The sequence below is a fragment of the Sphingomonas plantiphila genome (assembly GCF_046000505.1).
GTDB lineage: Bacteria > Pseudomonadota > Alphaproteobacteria > Sphingomonadales > Sphingomonadaceae > Sphingomonas > Sphingomonas plantiphila.
This window is the reverse complement of sequence record NZ_JBELQC010000001.1, coordinates 1,950,959-1,967,766: the sequence shown is the minus strand read 5'-3', so window position 1 is coordinate 1,967,766 and position 16,808 is coordinate 1,950,959. Positions and strand designations below refer to the sequence as shown.

At 61.9% G+C, this 16,808-nt stretch carries 12 protein-coding genes; 11 read left to right on the top strand and 1 reads right to left on the bottom strand.

Annotation, left to right across the window (positions count from 1 at the left end):
• Nucleotides 1–165: 165 nt before the first annotated feature.
• Nucleotides 166–4,215: an RHS repeat-associated core domain-containing protein gene (locus ABS767_RS09305; RefSeq protein WP_408078073.1), complete on the bottom strand. Its 4,050-nt coding sequence runs from the start codon at nt 4,213–4,215 to the stop codon at nt 166–168.
• Nucleotides 4,216–5,021: 806 nt separating this feature from the next.
• Between ABS767_RS09305 and ABS767_RS09300 the strand changes: the two genes are divergently transcribed.
• The 11 genes from ABS767_RS09300 (at nt 5,022) to ABS767_RS09250 (ending at nt 16,514) form a co-directional block, all read left to right on the top strand.
• Entirely contained in the window at nt 5,022–5,336 is a 315-nt protein-coding gene (locus ABS767_RS09300; RefSeq protein WP_408078072.1) for a TrbC/VirB2 family protein, read from the top strand.
• Between the two features lie 3 nt (nt 5,337–5,339).
• Nucleotides 5,340–5,624 carry a type IV secretion system protein VirB3 gene (locus ABS767_RS09295; RefSeq protein WP_408078071.1) on the top strand — a complete coding sequence of 95 codons (285 nt, stop codon included), beginning with the start codon at nt 5,340–5,342 and terminating at the stop codon, nt 5,622–5,624.
• Nucleotides 5,603–7,975 carry a VirB4 family type IV secretion/conjugal transfer ATPase gene (locus ABS767_RS09290; RefSeq protein ID WP_408078070.1) on the top strand — a complete coding sequence of 791 codons (2,373 nt, stop codon included), beginning with the start codon at nt 5,603–5,605 and terminating at the stop codon, nt 7,973–7,975. Before ABS767_RS09295 ends, ABS767_RS09290 begins: the two co-directional genes overlap by 22 nt.
• Complete coding sequence (locus ABS767_RS09285) at nt 7,975–9,168, top strand: type IV secretion system protein (protein ID WP_408078069.1); 1,194 nt, start codon at nt 7,975–7,977, stop codon at nt 9,166–9,168. The genes ABS767_RS09290 and ABS767_RS09285 overlap by 1 nt, the downstream gene beginning before the upstream one ends.
• Nucleotides 9,165–9,920 (top strand): virB8 family protein, encoded by a 756-nt coding sequence (locus tag ABS767_RS09280; RefSeq protein ID WP_408078068.1) that lies wholly within the window; start codon nt 9,165–9,167, stop codon nt 9,918–9,920. Before ABS767_RS09285 ends, ABS767_RS09280 begins: the two co-directional genes overlap by 4 nt.
• Nucleotides 9,917–10,621: a TrbG/VirB9 family P-type conjugative transfer protein gene (locus ABS767_RS09275; RefSeq protein WP_408078067.1), complete on the top strand. Its 705-nt coding sequence runs from the start codon at nt 9,917–9,919 to the stop codon at nt 10,619–10,621. Before ABS767_RS09280 ends, ABS767_RS09275 begins: the two co-directional genes overlap by 4 nt.
• Entirely contained in the window at nt 10,621–11,715 is a 1,095-nt protein-coding gene (locus ABS767_RS09270) for a TrbI/VirB10 family protein (RefSeq protein WP_408078066.1), read from the top strand. The genes ABS767_RS09275 and ABS767_RS09270 overlap by 1 nt, the downstream gene beginning before the upstream one ends.
• Nucleotides 11,712–12,719, top strand: a complete 1,008-nt coding sequence (virB11, locus tag ABS767_RS09265) for a P-type DNA transfer ATPase VirB11 (RefSeq protein WP_408078065.1) — start codon at nt 11,712–11,714, stop codon at nt 12,717–12,719. The genes ABS767_RS09270 and virB11 overlap by 4 nt, the downstream gene beginning before the upstream one ends.
• Entirely contained in the window at nt 12,719–13,069 is a 351-nt protein-coding gene (locus ABS767_RS09260; RefSeq protein ID WP_408078064.1) for a TrbC/VirB2 family protein, read from the top strand. Before virB11 ends, ABS767_RS09260 begins: the two co-directional genes overlap by 1 nt.
• A gap of 544 nt (nt 13,070–13,613) precedes the next feature.
• Nucleotides 13,614–14,999, top strand: coding sequence for a glycoside hydrolase family 140 protein (locus tag ABS767_RS09255; RefSeq protein ID WP_408078063.1), 1,386 nt, complete (start codon nt 13,614–13,616; stop codon nt 14,997–14,999).
• An 81-nt stretch (nt 15,000–15,080) separates the two neighbouring features.
• Nucleotides 15,081–16,514 (top strand): pectate lyase family protein, encoded by a 1,434-nt coding sequence (locus ABS767_RS09250; RefSeq protein ID WP_408078062.1) that lies wholly within the window; start codon nt 15,081–15,083, stop codon nt 16,512–16,514.
• The last annotated feature ends 294 nt before the right edge of the window (nt 16,515–16,808 follow it).

Here is a 16,808-nt window from a genome sequence, read left to right as displayed (position 1 = left end):
CTAATAAGAGTTATGAACCATATGCCAAGCTCTATATAAAAGCCTGCGGCGTCATAGGTCGAGAGATCATCAGACGGACGCTGGGGCAAAAGGCTACCGCCGTACGCCCATGCCGCGCCAATCATTGTTAGCCCGAGCAAGAAAACCGCCCCGAATATAAGCGCTTTATCTTTTCGGAACATAATACTTTTTCCCTTGAGTGCTAACTGCAGATCCGTAAATAAGCGCCCAAAGGGCTGCCTCTGCGGCCCCCCAAGTGGAAAAATTCCCGGCAGCTCTCCGCCCAAATATCTCACCAGCAAACACTAAGTCGCAAGTGGACCTTGCCACCCCGGAGCCTCCATAACAAACGTCATGCCTGAAGCAAGCTTCATTGATTTTATCATTAGGAACACTCATCCCTCCCTTTCCACCGCAATAATTAACCCAGGCACTGTAATTTTCATCGGAATTTTTTTTCTGCTTTTTCTGCTTTTTTGCGGTAATCACGACTTCCACTACTTCACGCTCCCAGAGCTCAGCAAGCGGTGACCACACCCAATCATAAAATACCTGGTTTGGATCCCGTTGGCCCGTGATTCCTATCTCTTCTACGCACATCGTACCGCCGTTACCGTCTGGCGCAGGTACCAAGGGAGCGACGCACGACAACGTTCCACTCGGGTCCACGAGATTAACTGGATCGTTCCCCACATAGGCATACAGATTCATCCCGTCCCCGTAGCCGATAGGATCGATCTGCATGAACCGGCCAAGCGTGGGCGAGTACATGCGCGCCTTGTAGTACTGAAGTCCCAGCTCCGGCAACCATGCCTGCCCAGTGTACCGGAACCGGCCCACATCATCGCCATCCGGAATACCGTACTCATCATAAGCCATGATGGCGGTGGCCGCGCCGCTGCCGTTGGTCTTCGCGACGATGCTCCCGCGCTCGTCGGCGATCAGCCAGCTACGGTTGCCGCTGGCGTCATAGGACACGAGCACCTCGTCAGCACCGGGGCCAAACACGTGCCGTGCTTGGAGCGTGTTGCTGGTGTTGTACTCGGCGACGATGTTGCCGCCGTCGTATGCGAAGCGCCGCGCCGCCGTGCTGCTCTGATAGAGGCGTAGCAGCGGATCATAGTTCAACGTTACGCTCGACGGCCCGGTCTTGAGCAGATTCTCGCTGCTATAGGTGTAACTGTTCGATCCCGACGCCGTGAGGTTGCCCTTGCCGTCATAGCTGAAGCTGGTACTGCCTGCGGCGGTATACTGGTTCAGCCCATTGCGCGTGTAACCGCGATCGACCGTCGCGCCGCCCGTCCAGGCGTAGTCATTATTGCTGATTGTGCGCGTTTTGATCTGTCCGGCGCTGTTATAGGTAAAAGCGCTTGTCGTATCTTGGACGATGTCCGCCAGATTGTGCGCCAGCGACGTCAGCCGCGATACATCGTCGTAGCCATAGCTTGTCACCACCCCGTTGCCGCGCGTGAGGCTCGTTCTGCGACCCTGATCGTCATAGCCATAGGTCGCGAGCACCCCAGCGCCCGACGCCGCGCCGTTCTCCCGGATGGCGGTGACGTTGCCCGTCACGTCATGGTCATAGGTAACGTACAGACCGCTGCCCGGATACGTCATGCGCGTGCGCCGCCCGGCGGCGTCATACAGATAACTTATCGTGCCTTGCGGCCCGGTTTCTCCGACATTGCGACCGAGCGCATCGAAGGTGTACGTGAGCGCATTGCCGGTCTGCGAAGCCCCGGTCAGATGGCCGAGCAAATTGTAGGCGTAGCTGACGTCTGGCTCGGTCCCGGGCAGGTTCTTGGCCGTGACGCGGTTCAGATCGTCATAGGTGTAGGTGATATACTGGGTGTTGTCTGCGTCGTATCCGCGCAAGAACCGCGTCGTAACGTTGGATCCCGCATCATACTCATACGCCTCATAGTCAGTAGTCGAACTGGCAAGCGACCCGACCACCGGGGAAGGATAGCGCGTCTTCTTCAGCCGGTCGAACCCGTCATATTCGAACGTGGTCGGATTCCCCATGCCGTCCATGAGCGTGCGCAGCTGGCCATTGTCGGTCCAGGTCGCAGTCTCATGCACTTCCCGACCACTGATACCCTTCGAACCGATCGTGCGGATCACCCGGCCCGCTGCATCGTACAACGTTTGCGCGATCCGATCCGCGCCATCGCTGCCTGTTGTCTGCCCGATGCAGGCGTTCGTCACAGTTCCCCAAGTCGAGGGGTTCAAGCGCTGAGCGACGCAGTTAGCGCGCCCAGCCGCATCATAGCTCATATCGGTGACGCCATAAGTGGTACCGTTTGAGCTCAGCACCCGACGTATCGCCCGCCCGTCGCCGTCGAAACTTGTCTCCACCTTTTGTGTCGTCACGAACAGCGCCCAATCGGTGTCCGACGTTCCGTTGACGATCCCCATCTCGGTCACGGTGTTGAACCCGTTGGCATTGTAGGTGAGCTTCGTCGCACGGCGCTTTCGCGTGCCCGCTCCATCGGGATCGGGTGCGATCATGCCGACCGGGCGGCGATAGGCGTCGTAGCGATAGGTCGTCGTGTCCGCCGTTCCCGACAGCGGTCCGTCGACCGTGGTCAGGTTGCCGATCGCGTCATAGCTCGCGGTCGTGGTTGAGCTGATGGCTCCATCGCCCGCCGCCACGGTCACGCTCGTCGGCAACAGATTGTTGGCGGCCCCCGTGCTGCCATAGACAACCGTCTGCTTCCGCTCATCATCGGTGCCGGTACAGACTGATCCCGTCACGCACTGCGACACACCGGTCAGCAGCATCACATTCTGCCCCGACCCGACGATCGTGCCGGAGCTGTTCTTGATCTGCGCCTGCTGCGTCGCATAGCTATAGCGCGTCTGCGGTCGCGTGCCTGACCCCGACGGCGCGGGAAGCGTGACCGTCAGCACCCCGCCATGCGTCGTGCTATAGGTATAGTCGGTGGTCTTGCCGCGCGCATCGGTGGTCGATGTCGGTTGGTTGCACGTCACTGGATTGGAGCAGCTAGCCGGATAGCTTGCGGTCTCGACGATATCGGACAGCCCCGAGCCGGACTTGGCGACCGCTCGCGTTTCAGTGATGTTGCCACGGCCGTCATAGGTAAGCTTCGTGTAGTTGCCCTCGGGCTGCGTCACGCGCGTGAGGCGCCCGCTGGCGTCGTGCTGATAGCTCACCGTCTTGCCGACACCATTGGTGACTGACTTCAGCCGCTCGCTGGTGATGTCGAACACATAGGTGGTCGTCTGCGACAGTGCGTTGGTGACTGTCACCGTACGCTGGCCACTAGCGTCCGCGTAGCTGTAGCTGGTGGTCCCGGCATGGTCGGTGATCGCGCTGACCTTGCCGCCCGTGTAAGCGATGGTCACGTCCGGCGTGCTGTTGCCGGGCAGCGTAATCGCTGTGATCCCGCTCGGACCCATCGTCGTGGTAACGTATTTGCTATTAGGATTGGACAGTGATGGCCAATTGCCGGTTGTTACACAGCCCGCTCCGGCGGCTGCGCAGTATTCCTCAGCGAGATTGACCGCTTTGACATCGTCTCGCGTCCACCAAGGGAAGAGCTGGCTGCCGTCATCCAGATCGTCACTCTGGTAACTGACGTTGAGCATGTAGCCGTTCGAGTTCGTGATCGATGCCAGACGTCGCGCGGTCTTCCAACCTCCGCTACAGAAATCGCCTTCGAACGAGACACAGAAGACTCTGCGCTGATAAGTCAGGTCCAGCCGTTCGCCCGACGGCCGGATGATGGCCGTCGCATACCCCTCGGTAGCATAAGGGTCGTAATTCACTTCAGCAGCGAGCGGCTTGGTAAAGGTCACCACCGTCCCTTCACGAGAAGTGTAGGTATAGGTGCTACCGCTCACGGTGAGCGTTGCGCCTTTCGCCTCGGTCGAGGTAAATGTCGTTCCCGACGCTGTGAACCGGTCGGTTACATTGTCCACGCTCGCGATGACCGTGCTGCCCGACTGGTGCAGCGCGGCATCGATGTTCGCGCGCGTGCCGGTCCCTTGGGTACGCAATCGGTATTGCAGTCCCTGGTCCCCGCCGATCGTCATGATCGTGCGTTCGACGACCAGTTCGCCGCGCAGAAGGTCGACACCATTGCTGTCCAGCGTCTGCCGCACTGGCACCAATGGCCCGGCTTGCGCATTTGCAGAACCGCTCCACGCAAGCGTGACAGCACTGGCAAGCAACATGGCTTTCAATTTCATCGCTTGGTCCTCGCAGAAATTGGAGATGCGCACCGAAAGTCGGGCGAGTACGAAGATGCAGAGAAAATTAGGGCTGCCTCAAGGGCGGCTGAAGAGGCGGGTCACGCTACAGGTGATGGCATTGTCACGGCCGAGAGCCGCGCTGTGCCATGCAAGCCAGGACGGGCACTCGGTAGCGGTCATGTGACCGCATCCATTTGCGCTGCCATTCCCACTCACGGACACGGGATCCACTCGCCTCTCACGTAGCACTGATCCTCCGGTGGCGGTGGTGGTGGTGGTGGTGGCGTTGGAGTCGGTGTCGGCGTAGGAGTGGGTGTCGGCGTAGGAGTGGGTGTAGGCGTCGGCGCGGGTGTCGGCGCCGGTGTGGGGGTCGGCGTCGGTATCGGATAAGCGCTGGTCGTGCAGGTAGCAGCACCACCGACCGTTGACACATAGCGCTCGCGATTATTCGCAGCGTCGTAGCAAATCGCGGTATTGGCCCCGGCCGGAGGTCCGCCCGACACAGTAACAGTTTTGACCCGCCCCTGCGTATCGTAAGTGTAGGTTACTGTCTCGGCGCTAGATGAATAGGTACCCGCGAGCGCAGCAACGCCACACCCGCACAGCAATAGATGCCGTCGCATGATTATCCCCCCAACGAATCGCGCTATAGTGCATCTTTTCGGATGCCTATCAATCCACAGAATTCACTTTTATTCTGGCTATTATCATCGCACTGTTGCGTCTGTTCGCATGTCCTGCCCCTCGCGCAATTTCCGCGGTAGGGGTAATAGATAAGCGAATCGCAGCGTACCGGGGGACTGATGCGACGGATTTTTTCGACAGCGGCTGTGTTGAGTACCGCTCTGACTTCAACTGCGGCGCGAGCTCAGGACGCGCTCGCCGACCCCGCTGGATCTGGTCCCCTGGTATCGGCCGTAAACTGGCTACAAGGCACGCTGCTCGGGACCATTGCGACGGTCGTCGCGGTAATCGCGGTGGCGGTCGTCGGGTTGATGATGCTGACCGGCCGCATCAACTGGCGCTATGGGGCGACCGTCATTCTTGGCTGTTTCATCCTGTTTGGCGCGGCTAGCATCGTCGCGGGTATCCAATCCAGCGCGGCGCTAGGCGGCTGAACGGTGGAGCGACTTGAGCGCGATACGGTGTTCGTTGCGCTGACGCGCCCGCAGATGTTCGCCGGCGTCACCTACACCTATTTCGTCGCCAATGCCGTTATCGCGACCGAGCTGTTCCTGATCTTCCGTTCGGCTTGGGTTCTGGCCGCCGCGCTCGTGATTCACCTCGTGGGGCTCCTGCTCTGCCTGCGTGAACCTCGATTTTTCGACCTCTGGCTCACAAAACTCGGCCGCTGCCCGCGTGTCCGCAATCACGCGATCTGGCAATGCAACTCCTACCGCCCCTGACCAGCGATCCCAAAGTCATCGCGCGCGAGAAACCGGCAGGCGATCATCTGCCCTATGCGCGCCATGTCAATGACGACACGATCGAGACGCGCGACGGACTGCTTATGCAGACCATCCAGCTGCGCGGGCTGCATTTCGAGACGGCCGATACCGAAGAACTCAATTACCGCAAACGGCTGCGCGACGCGATGCTGCAGGCGATCGGCTCCTCGCGCTTTGCGCTCTATCACCATGTCGTGCGTCGCCGCGTCGATGCTGGATTGGAGGCGGAGTTTCCAGACGCATTCTCGCAGCGCCTCGACACTGCCTGGCGAACGCGCCTGGCTACACGCCAGCTTTACGTCAACGACCTCTTCCTGACCCTGATCCGACGTCCGATGCAGGGACGGCTCGGCGCGCTTGATCGGGTGCGCTCATGGCTCGGCAAACCGATTGTGGATCGCGATGCATCCGTCGCCCACGAGCTGCGCCAACTCGACACCGCGCGCGATGCGCTTATGGCGGCGATGGGCAGCTATGAGCCGAAGCTTCTCAGCGTCTACGACATGCCGCAAGGCCCCTGCTCGGAGCCGCTCGAATTCCTGTCAGGCCTGTTCAATGGCGAACTGCGCCCGGTCCTGCTCCCGCACGAGGATATCGGCCAGTATCTGCCCTGGCGGCGCGTGAGTTTCGGACAGGAGACGGTCGAGCTTGGCGCAGCTGCGGGGAATCTCGCGAGCTATATGGGCCTGCTCTCGATCAAGGATTATCCGGCGCAGACTGCGCCCGGCATGTTCGACGAGTTGCTCCGCCTGCCGTTTGAGTTCACCATCTCGCAAAGCTTTGGGTTCGTCGAACGTCAGGTGGCGCTGTCGCGCATGAACCTGGCACTGCGGCGCATGCGCTCCGCCGAGGATGAGGCGCTGAGCCTGCGCGCCGAACTCTCCAATGCCAAGGACGATGTCGCGGCAGGCCGGGCGGGGTTCGGCGAGCACCATATGACGATCGCGATCCGCGGTGAAACCCCTGCCAAGGTGGATGCGGCCGTCGCTGAGGCACAGGCGACGCTTGCCGACCTCGGCGCGATCGCGGTCCGCGAGGATATCGCGCTAGAGCCTACCTTCTGGGCGCAGTTTCCCGGCAACTTCAAATATATCGCGCGTCGGGGCCTTATCTCGACGCGGAACTTTGCAGGCCTCGCGAGCAGCCACAATTTTCCGCAGGGGCAGGCGAGCGGCAATCACTGGGGCGAGGCCGTCACCCTGTTGGAAACCACGGCGGCGGGGCCGTACTTCTTCAACTTCCACCAGGGCGATCTCGGCAACTTTACCGTCATCGGACCGTCCGGGTCGGGCAAAACGGTCGTGCTCAATTTCCTGCTGGCGCAGGCGCGCAAGTTTGCGCCGCGCATCATCTTTTTCGACAAGGATCGCGGCGCAGAACTGTTCATTCGTGCGGTGGGCGGTCGATACGATCAGCTTCGCCCTGGCACGTCGTCAGGTCTCAATCCGCTCCAGCTCGTGGACACGCCTGCCAACCGCCAGTTCCTGATCGACTGGATCGCCCTTCTGGCGGGGGGTGCCGACACGCAAGAGGTAGCGCAGATCAAGGACGCGATCGACGCGAATTTCCTGCAACCTCGGGAACACCGCCGCCTTGCGCATCTGGTCGAGCTGTTCCGCGGCGGACATCGCCCGCACAGCGAGGATCTGTGGTCACGGCTACGGCCATGGTGGGGCGACGGCGAGCGCGCCTGGCTGTTCGACAATGCGCAGGATCTGACTGATCTCGCGTCCGACACCGTCGGGTTCGACATGACCCAGATCCTTGACGATCCGGCGCTGCGGTCGCCCGCGATGATGTACCTGTTCCATCGCGTGGAAGAGCGGCTCGACGGCAGCCCCGCGATCATCGTTGTCGACGAAGGCTGGAAAGCGCTTGACGACGATGTGTTCGTGCGCCGCATCAAGGATTGGGAAAAGACCATCCGCAAACGCAACGGCATCGTCGGGTTCGCCACGCAAAGCGCGCAGGATGCGCTCGAAAGCCGGATCGCGAGCGCAATCATCGAACAGGCCGCGACCCAAATCTTCATGGCCAATCCGAAGGCGCGCGCCGCCGATTATATGGACGGCTTTGGCCTTAGCGCGCATGAATTCGATCTGGTGCGCAGCCTGCCCGACAATGCGCATTGCTTCCTGATCAAGCACGGCAACCACAGCGTCGTCGCGCGACTCAACCTCTCGGGCGAGCGCGATATCCTGACGATCCTTTCGGGCCGTGAGCGCACGGTACGGCTGCTCGACGAGATCCGCGCCATCAGCGGTGACGCGCCCGCCGACTGGATGCCGCAATTGCTGGAGCGCGCATGATGGCGTGTCCCGCCCTCCCCGCCGAAGGATTCTTGAGCGGCGTGCTGCGCTTCGTCGATTGCGAGGCGCAGACGATCGGAGCGAGTGGCTATCAGGCACTCGCAGCGCCTGGATCGTCCTTCTCGCTCATCCTGACGGCGATGCTGACGCTGTTTATCGCGCTGTTCGGCTATCGCATGCTGCTCGGCCATGTGCCGAGCGTGCGCGAAGGCGTGCTGGCATTCGTCAAGATCGGGGTCGTCCTCGTGCTGGCGACCAGCTGGCCCGCGTATCGCACACTCGTCTACGACACGGTGATCCGTGGACCCTCGGAACTCAGTGCCTCGATCGGCGGCGCAGCCGCGCTTCCCGGCGCTCAGGGTGGGATGGTCTCGCGGCTTGAGGCCGTCGATCAAGCTATGGTGTCGCTGGCGATCTTGCGCGCCGGGCAACCCGCCACCGCAGCAGAGGCCGCCCAGCACATGCCGCCGCCCATTGACGGGTTCGAGGCATTCGCGCTTGGAGGCGCGCGCATTCTCTATTTGATCGGAATTGTCGGCGCCTTCGCGGCAGTCAGATTGGTTGCAGGGCTGTTGCTGGCGCTCGCGCCATTCTTCTTCGCATTCCTGCTGTTCGACGCGACCCGCGGGTTGTTCGAGGGGTGGCTGCGCGTGCTGCTTGGCGCAGCGCTGGGTGCGCTTGGCGTGTCCATCGTTCTCGGCGTGCAGCTGGCACTGCTTGAGCCTTGGCTATCCAGCCTTCTCACCGCCCGCGCCGCAAATTTGGCGGTTCCCAACGCGCCGGTCGAGCTGCTGGTGGTCGCAACGCTGTTCTGCCTGATTCTTGCTGCGATGCTGTGGGGGGTAGCGCGACTTGCCGCTGGGTTCAGGTTTCCGGAGGTTCGCGAGTGGATCGGCCTATCGGGCGGCGCTCGGGCGCGATCCGACGCTGAGCAACGCATCCTCACCGCTGACCGGGAAAGCCAACCCGCCGCCGCGCATTCGCGCGCTGCCGCAATCGCGGACGCGGTCGTCGCAAATCAAAGACGTGAGACCGCCGATACGGTCCAGCCCATCGGCTCGGGAAGCCGGGTTCCGATCCAGGCAGCCGCCCGGTCGATCGAAGCCGCGCCTGCAACCCCGCTCGGTCAAAGCGCGCGCCGTCGTACCAGCAATCGCATATCGGCCAGCGTCGGCCGCAGAGATCAGACATGAAGGAAGAACCGCGCGCGCAGCGTGACGCCTATTATCGCGAAGCGGCGAGCTGGGCGCAGGACCGGCACGATTCGCTGCGCCGCTCGCGGCGTATCGCCTGGATCGTCGCCGGCGCAGCCGCAACGATCGCGGTCCTCGAAGCCTTTGCGTTGATGCTGCTGACCCCGCTTAAGACGGTCGAACCCTATACGCTGCTGGTCGACAAGCAGACCGGTTACGTCCAGGCGGTCAAGCCGCTTGAGCCAGCGCAAGTCTCGGGCGACGCGGCGCTCACCCAGTCGTTCCTTGTCCAATATGTGATCGCGCGTGAGAGCTTCGATATCGACGCACTTCAGGCAAACTATCGCAAGGTCGCGCTTTGGTCGGCCGATAGCGCGCGCAGCCGCTATGTCGCGAGTATGCAGGCTTCGTTCGCGGACAGCCCGCTCAACCGCTATCCGCGTTCCACGGTTGTCGAGACCAACGTCAAGAGCGTCTCGCCGATGGGTCTCGGAGCGGCAATGGTCCGCTTCGAAACCCGCCGCACCGACCAGGGCGGACAGGCGCGCGTGATCGGCTCCTGGGTCGCGGTGGTCCGCTATCGCTATTCGGGCGAGCCGATGCGGGTAGAGGACCGGTATCTTAACCCCCTGGGCTTTCAGGTGCTGCGCTATCGCCGCGATCCCGAAGCGATACCGCAGACAGAACCCACCTCGTCGCCACCTGCGCCAGCGCAGAGCGCGCCTTCCGGCGCGAGCACACCAGCACAATGAGACGATTCCTGGTCCTTGTCGCTGTGCTGGCGTTTGCCGCTTCGAGCCCTGCGCAGGTGCGTCCTCAGCCGGGCGCAGGCGACCCGCGCCTCCAATCGGTCGAATATCGCGCGGAACAGGTCGTCACACTCGAAGTGGCGACGGGATATCAGCTCAGCCTTGAATTTGCGCCGGACGAGCGGATCGAGAGCGTCGCGGTCGGCGATAGTGGCGCGTGGCTGGTCACGCCGACCCAGCGCGGCAGCCACCTGTTCATCAAGCCGGTCGAGACCGGCGTTGCGACCAACATGACCGTGGTAACCGACGCCCGCACCTATCTCTTCGACCTCCAGCCGCTGCCGGGACCATCGTCATTTATGGCGTACACAGTGCGGTTCACCTATCCCGAGCCAAGCACCGCGATATCGAACCCGACAGAGGCCGCGCAACAAACAAGCGAGGCCAGCTACCGCGTAAGTGGAGACCGGCGCCTGCGCCCTGCGGAACTCAGTGACGATGGCATCCAGACCTACATCCGCTGGCCCGCGGCCGCGGCGCTGCCTGCCGTATATGGCATTGATGATCGGGGACGCGAGACGCTGCTCAACGGTATGATGCGCGACGGGCTTTACGTGATCGACGGCGTCTCCGAGTGGCTTGTGTTCCGGATCGATAATCGCATCGCACGGGCAAGGCGCGTAGGCGCGTCAAGGAAGCGCTGATGGAACCGGCCCCCGCAGCGGCGCCCCAAGGCGAAGTGGATATCCGCCCCAGCGTCGGCAATGCGAGCCGACAGCTGCCACTTTGGATCCTGGTGACCGCAGTCGTTGCCGCAGGCGCAATCCTGTTCGTAATCCTCGATGGACGGCGCAGGGCGATGAACGCTCCGGCGGTCAAGGCACAGCGCGCCGATCTGGCTGCCAGTCCGCCCGTGCCGCTCTACATCCCGCCCGCCTATGTGCCGGACCCAGCTCCCGTCGCGCCTGCGCTCCCAGTCCCTGCGCCTCCACCAGCAAGCCCCCCGCCGAGCCGGGCGGGGCCTCCACCGGAGCCGCAGATCGTCTACGTTCCGCAACCCGCGCCACAATCGGCCGCTCCGCCCCCGCCAGCGCGTCGTGACGCGTCGGCCATTTTGGTGATCGATAATGGCGGCTCTGTACGGGGGGCAGGTGCACAAGCCACGTCCGACGCGGCAGCAGCACCGCGACAAGGCGGTACGGCAGCCGGACCCGCGATGAACACCAACCGTGCACGCGCTGGCGCGTTCGCCAATCGCGCGAACACCATCCTGCAAGGAACGCTCATCCCTGCGGTGCTCGAATCTGCACTGGATTCGACCCGAGCCGGATTTGCGCGCGCGATCGTTTCGCGCGACGTGCGCGGGTTCGATGGCACGCAGGTGCTGATCCCGCGCGGCAGCCGCCTTATCGGCGAATATGGTTCGGAAAACAGCGCTGGCCAGAAGCGTGCCCTCATCACCTGGACCCGCCTCATTCGCCCTGACGGCGTCACGATCGCAATCCAGTCTCCGGTCGCCGACACGCTCGGTCGGACGGGTGTGCGCGCTAAGGTGAACACGCATTTCTGGGAACGGTTCAGTGGCGCAATCCTGCAATCCGCGCTCGATATTGGGGTGAACATCGCTTCGCGAGAGGCTGGCGCTCCGACCGTCATCGCGCTCCCCGGCGCCAATGTGACAGCACAGGCGGTGCAACCGCAGCAGATCACCCCGACACTGACCGTGAAGCCCGGAACCAGCATCAGCGTGTTTGTTGCGCGCGATCTTGACTTTACCGGCGCGGAGAACCGTCGATGACGGCGGCTTCGGCGCGAGGCCAAGTCTATCTCCTGAGCTATCTCGCGCCATTCGGCGACGTGCTGACGCGCCCCGGTGTTACCGACATCTACGTGAATCGGCCGCACGAAATCTGGGCCGAATCCAGCGGCGGCGCGATCGAGCGGCACGATGCGCCATTGCTCGACGAGGTGACGCTGGGGCGCCTGTCCCGCCAGATCGCGGCGCTGGCGCATCAGGGCATCAGCCGAGAACATCCATTGCTTTCTGCGACATTGCCAGACGGCGCCCGGGTCCAGATCGTCGCGCCGCCCGCAACCCGCGACGGCGTGGTGCTGGCGATCCGCAAGCACGTGTCGCCCGATCTGACGCTTGACGACTATGTGCAAGCGGGTGCGTTCGGCGCGACGGAGGCAGGCACGACCGCGCAGAATGAAGACGATCAGCGGATCGCAGAGCTGATCGAAGCGAGAGATATCTCCGGCGCACTGAGTACCGCCGTCCGCGCTCGCAAAAACATCCTCGTGTCGGGCGGGACGTCGACGGGCAAGACTACTTTCCTCAACGCACTGCTTTGTGAGGTGCCGTCGGACGAACGGCTGATTCTGATTGAGGATACGCCGGAGCTTCGGATCACACACCATAACTCGATCGGACTACTGGCCGCACGTAGCGAGCTTGGCGAAGCGCGGGCTACCGCAAACGATCTGGTCGCTGCCTCGCTTCGCATGCGCCCAGACCGCATCATTCTTGGCGAGCTACGCGGCGATGAAGCGCTCGCATTCCTGCGCGCAGTTAATACCGGGCATCCGGGATCCATGACGACCGTTCATGCCGACAGTCCCCATGGGGCGATTGAGCAAATCGCGCTGCTGGTGCTTCAGGCCGGTACCCAGCTCAGCCGGGCCGACGTCCACCACTATGTGCGCTCGACGATCGACGTCTATGTGCAGCTATCGCGGTCGGGCGGGCGCCGGTTCGTGTCACAGATCGCTCTTCGCTCGATGCTCGGCGCTCAAGGCTGATGGGCGACCCGCTCTCCGGTCCCTCGTCCAGCGCACTGGTTGCCGCTGCTGAGTGGATACAGGGAACGCTTCTCGGTACGCTCGCGACAACGATAGCGGTGATTGCGATTGCCTGGATCGGACTAGGAATGCTTACCGGGCGGATTGATCTGCGCCGGGGAGCTACGATTGTGCTCGGCTGCTTTGTCCTCTTTGGTGCGCCCACCATCGCTGCTGGGTTGATGCGGCTCGGTGACGCCAGCGTCGGCCGCGCCGCAGAGCCGATCGCGCCGGCCCCGCCCGCTCCGATCGTGACGCTTTCACCGGTACCGTACGATCCTTATGCGGGGGCTTCGGTGCCGGATCGCTAGGCGCGACTGTCGGCACGCTGGCGGCAGGCAGCGTCCGAAGCTGGATCAATTCATCTCAAAAATTTGATGGTATCTCTGATGGCATCCAGCGACGGTGCCTGCTGATTACCTATCCAGATCAACACCTTATACAGCTCGCATAGCCTCCGTAGGGGTCACCATCGTCAAGCGAGAAATGGCGAAATTGCGCCATTTCGGACGATATGGTGAAAACGGCTCCCACTTTTTGTCCCACACTTTTTCGCAGCTCTAGTGGCATCCATTGGAATGCCCTCGGAACTCGTTGCGATTTCTCGCGGGAATAGGCCTCAGAATAGAAAGTCGTGAGACCGCCTGTGGGCCGGTTTCAGACACGCTCTTTCCATGATTTCAACCCACAAAAGCAGACGCCCTGATCGCAGGTGCTGCACGCTCGACTTCCCTTGATCACTGACCCTGACGCATCCCTTCGCTAGTTAATATCTCTGCTGGAGGTTGTGCCTTGCGCGAAACCACGGACGCGTTATGACACCGGTTACCAAAAGCGGACTAAGGGTGGGTGAGGATGGCCACGTCTGGCATCTGGAGCATAACGGGGACCGCTGTTCTGGCGGTTCTTTCCATGCAAGTGAATCAATCTGCTCACGCGCAAGCTCGCGTTGAAGTCTCACGCGATGCCCGCCACCTGCGGACGGAAGACGGCAAACCATTCTTTTATATGGCAGACACCGCCTGGGCGCTCTTCCACCGATTGCGCCGAGAGGAAGCAGACCTTTACCTCAAGGACCGGGCGGAGAAGGGGTTCAACGTCATTCAGGCGGTGGCGCTGGCCGAACTGCGGGGGTTGGATGAACCGAACGCCTATGGCGAGTTGCCGTTACTGAACCGCAACCCTGCCACGCCGAATGAGGCCTATTTTGCGCATATCGACTATGTGATCAGGCGCGCCAATGGATTGGGTCTGACGATAGGGTTCCTGCCATCCTGGGGACGCTACTGGCGAGACGGCAACGCACAGATTTTCACGCCCGAATCGGCTCTCTCCTATGGGCGTTTTCTGGGCAAGCGATATCGTGACGCTGGCGTTATCTGGATCCTGGGTGGGGACTCCAATGTACGTTCCGAGAATGAGCGTGCCGTGATCGACGCATTGGCAAAAGGGCTGCGCGAAGGTGATGGCGGGCGCCATCTGATCACCTTCCATCCTCGCGGTCCAGGATTGTCGTCAGCGCAAGTGCGCGACGCCAAATGGCTGGACTTCTATATGAACCAATCCTCACACGCCGCCCGGGATCTCGATACCGGTCTGTATGTCGAGCGTGACCGCGCCTTGTCTCCGCGCCGTCCGGTGATCGACGGCGAGCCGCGATATGAGGGCATTCCCATGGGCTTCTACAATCAAGGGCATGATCCCCGGCTGCGCTTTGACGATGACGACACTCGGCAGGCGGCATGGTGGTCTGTGCTCGCCGGAGCAGCAGGGCATGCCTATGGCAATAACAATATCTGGCAGATGTGGTCGCCGGGTCGCGAGCCGGCGATCGGCGCAAATCGCCCTTGGCAGGAGGCTCTGCACGACCCCGGCGCTCGGCAAATGGGTATCCTTCGCCGATTCATGGAGTCGCATCGCTTTGAATCCCTGGAACCGCGCCAGGATTTGATCCTTGACGGCCCGACGAACGGCGCAGCGAAGATCCGAGCGGCGCGAGCCACGGATGGATCGCGGATCATCGTCTATTCACCGCGAGGAGAACCTTTCACCCTCGATCTGGGTGAGGTCAAAGGCGGCATGCAGAAGCAGAGCTGGTTCGACCCGCGTTACGGCGCAACCTATCTGTTCCGTACCGAGCAGAGCCAGGGAATCCAGTCGTTTGTCCCGCCTTCCAGCGGGCGAGGAGAGGATTGGGTGCTCGTGATCGAGGCGGATGGCGCCGCTCTCGAAGCGCCGTGACCGTCGCATTGGGCAGTTCACGCGTCCGGGTCGATGGGGTTCCCACCTCCTGTGAACATGTTGTCGGCTAAGGTGAAAGCAATGCGCTTGAACGTTGCTGTGTCCGTTGCGCTGTCAATCTCTTTGGCCCTGTCGCCCATATCTTTATGGGCGCAGCAATCGGATCGACAGCCAGATTGCGCCGTGCCCGCGTTCCCGACGGCGGAAGGCTATGGCAGATGCACGGTGGGCGGCCGCGGCGGCGTGGTCCTGGAGGTCACGAACCTGCTCGATTCGGGTCCGGGCAGCTTACGCGCGGCCGTGGATGCGAAAGGTCCCCGCACGATCGTGTTCCGCGTGTCGGGCACGATCGACCTCCAAAGTCCGCTGCAAATCAAGCATCCTTACATCACCCTGGCAGGTCAAACGGCGCCGGGGGACGGCATAACGGTCAAGCGCTATCCACTCATCATCGGCGCCGACGAAGTGATCGTCCGGCACATGCGCTTTCGCCTGGGCGCAGAGTCCGGGGCTGGCTATGACGCAGTCACGTCGAGGTACAACAAGAGCCTCATCCTCGATCATATCTCGGCGAGCTGGAGTGTCGATGAGACGCTGTCTGTGTACCAGAACGAGTATGTCACCGTTCAATGGTCGATCATCGCCGAGAGCCTGTACAAGTCGAACCATGAAAAGGGCAACCATGGTTACGGTGCGATGTTCGGCTCAAACTACAGTACTTATCACCATAATCTGATTGCGCATCATTCCAGCCGGAGCCCGCGGATCGTGTCAGGCGCCGGATTTACGGATATCCGTAACAACGTGATCTATAATTGGGGCTATCAAAGCGCCTATGGCGGCGAAAATCGGCAGCCGGGCGGCAACAGGGCAGTCGATTTCTCCACCATCAATTATGTCGGCAACTATCTGAAGCCTGGCCCGGCGACGGTTCCCGGTGCAGTCAGCCACCGTATCGTCAATCCGCTGTCTCGAGACGGAGCGACCGACTACGGCAAATGGTATGTCGCCGACAATCTCGTAGAGGGCAATGAGGCGGTGAGCGCCGACAACTGGAACGGCGGCGTCCAGACCGAGGGCGGTCCTGCCCCTGACGCGGGGCTTCGGCTCCATGAGCCTTGGCCGGCCATGCCTATCAACCAGCAGACGCCGCGAGAGGCCTATGAGTTGGTCCTTGCCAATGCGGGTGCGGCGAAGCCTCGTCGCGACGCTGTCGATATGCGTATCCTATCCGAGGTCCGCAGCGGGACGGCCAGCTTTGGCGGACACAGCTACAAGTCGGAGCATCGGGTTCGTGATGCCTCCGTCCCCGTGGGGATCATCGACAGTCCTGCAGACGTCGGAGGATGGCCTGTCCTGAGGAGCGGCCAAGCCGCATCTGACAGCGATCATGACGGAATGCCCGACGACTGGGAGCGCAGCCGCGGTCTCGACCCCCGCAATCCTGCGGACCGAAATCTGCTGGGTGAAAAAGGATACACGATGCTGGAAATCTACCTCCACAGCATCTCGTGACGGGCATCGCCTGTCTTGCTCCGCTCAAGTCATTCGGCGGTAGCCGATCTTCGGCCCACAAACTTCTGCAGGCATTAACATCGGCCCAGCACTAGTCTGGGTTGAATAGACGAACGGCAGCTTTTGGCAACGCGCGACCTCAATGTGAGCGACCGAAATGGGGCGCTTTGCCGACTGGCAGGTAGTGCTGGAGCGGTCCAGCGGCTTTTGGGCCGGAAGCGGACCGTCCGCTCTTGGCCTCAGATTCGGCAATATAGACATCTACGGGCCCATAAGTCGGTGCGAGACGTTGCC

What these genes read in the sequence shown, in the direction of transcription:
- ABS767_RS09305 (WP_408078073.1), bottom strand. Translation starts at nt 4,215, where the DNA reads ATGAAATTGAAAGCCATGTTGCTTGCCAGTGCTGTCACGCTTGCGTGG.
- ABS767_RS09300 (WP_408078072.1), top strand. Translation starts at nt 5,022, where the DNA reads ATGCGACGGATTTTTTCGACAGCGGCTGTGTTGAGTACCGCTCTGACT.
- ABS767_RS09290 (WP_408078070.1), top strand. Translation starts at nt 5,603, where the DNA reads ATGCAACTCCTACCGCCCCTGACCAGCGATCCCAAAGTCATCGCGCGC.
- ABS767_RS09285 (WP_408078069.1), top strand. Translation starts at nt 7,975, where the DNA reads ATGGCGTGTCCCGCCCTCCCCGCCGAAGGATTCTTGAGCGGCGTGCTG.
- ABS767_RS09280 (WP_408078068.1), top strand. Translation starts at nt 9,165, where the DNA reads ATGAAGGAAGAACCGCGCGCGCAGCGTGACGCCTATTATCGCGAAGCG.
- ABS767_RS09275 (WP_408078067.1), top strand. Translation starts at nt 9,917, where the DNA reads ATGAGACGATTCCTGGTCCTTGTCGCTGTGCTGGCGTTTGCCGCTTCG.
- ABS767_RS09270 (WP_408078066.1), top strand. Translation starts at nt 10,621, where the DNA reads ATGGAACCGGCCCCCGCAGCGGCGCCCCAAGGCGAAGTGGATATCCGC.
- virB11 (WP_408078065.1), top strand. Translation starts at nt 11,712, where the DNA reads ATGACGGCGGCTTCGGCGCGAGGCCAAGTCTATCTCCTGAGCTATCTC.
- ABS767_RS09260 (WP_408078064.1), top strand. Translation starts at nt 12,719, where the DNA reads ATGGGCGACCCGCTCTCCGGTCCCTCGTCCAGCGCACTGGTTGCCGCT.
- ABS767_RS09255 (WP_408078063.1), top strand. Translation starts at nt 13,614, where the DNA reads ATGGCCACGTCTGGCATCTGGAGCATAACGGGGACCGCTGTTCTGGCG.
- ABS767_RS09250 (WP_408078062.1), top strand. Translation starts at nt 15,081, where the DNA reads ATGCGCTTGAACGTTGCTGTGTCCGTTGCGCTGTCAATCTCTTTGGCC.